A 599-nucleotide genomic window follows, 5' to 3' on the forward strand; every position below is an offset into this window, starting at 1 on the left:
ATCTTTGTCTCTGCTTGGCTAAATCGTAGTGCTCTCTCTGCCCAGTCTTCAGTGGCTTGTTTGTTTTCTGCTACTTTTGGATCTGCATTCAAGCTAGCGACTGTGGTTTGTTTCGCTATTCTTGCTTGTATGCTTTCGATTTCTTTTAGTTTGTTTGTTACTTCCGTGTTCGCTGCGTCTAACCGTTGTTTTACGATTTCGGTTGGGCTTCGAATGCTAGTAGTTTCTAAACCTTCCGGGCTCTGGTGTTGTGAGTACGCCACCATCTGTGCAAAGTCGTAGATTGCTGTTTTATTGTTCAGTTCCTTCGACGCATCTTGCAACGCGTTGTAGGCTGTTGTGACTTCTTCTTGTTTCGCTGTGTAGTTTGCCTGGATTCCATCTACTACTGCCTTCTGGTTCGTAAACTCTGTCTGCGCGGTTTCAAAGTCGGTTAACGCTTGTTGGTAATTGTTTTTTACTTTTTGTAAGTCGGCGACTAGGGCGTTTTGTAGTGCAGTTCCTTTGAGTGCTTTCCCACTGGCGTCTATGTATGTATTTGCTATTCCGGTTAGGATTCCGATGCTCTTTCCGGAGGTGATGATGCTGTCTGCAGATCC

1 protein-coding gene is annotated in these 599 nt (G+C 45.1%); it reads right to left on the minus strand.

The genetic code is table 11. The features are described from left to right. A partial coding sequence (locus CH373_RS18725; protein ID WP_165778878.1) for a hypothetical protein occupies positions 1-599 on the minus strand: 599 nt, incomplete at both ends.

The organism is Leptospira perolatii (genome assembly GCF_002811875.1).
GTDB classification, from domain to species: domain Bacteria; phylum Spirochaetota; class Leptospiria; order Leptospirales; family Leptospiraceae; genus Leptospira_B; species Leptospira_B perolatii.